This is a genomic window from Stenotrophomonas sp. SrG (assembly GCF_050031795.1).
Lineage (GTDB): Bacteria > Pseudomonadota > Gammaproteobacteria > Xanthomonadales > Xanthomonadaceae > Stenotrophomonas > Stenotrophomonas rhizophila_A.
Map to the genome: position 1 here is coordinate 1 of NZ_JBNBBE010000300.1, position 267 is coordinate 267.

The window sequence follows — 267 nt, forward strand, 5'->3', positions numbered from 1 at the left end:
GCAGACCAGCTCGCGCTCTCCGCCTCGCCAGACTCCGGCGCTGCGGGCGACATGGCGCGGAACAGGGTGCCAGGCTGTTCGTCGTGGTCGTCCACCGTGCGCTGGTCCCAATGTGCGGCAGGGCCCTCAAGCTCGAGCCCGGTGCGCGGGATGTCGGGCGACGTGGTCCACTGCCCCGCGCTGTTGGGCGTGTAACTCACGCTGCCGGCAGCGTTGCCCTCGCCCCGCATCGCACCGTCGCGGTGGTAGGAGCGGAACGGGCAGCGA

Annotated in this window: 1 pseudogene; it reads right to left on the reverse strand. The window is 71.9% G+C overall.

Annotated elements, in window-relative coordinates:
* A pseudogene (locus tag ACQG3P_RS19910) lies at positions 1-267 on the reverse strand (catalase); the annotation flags it as partial.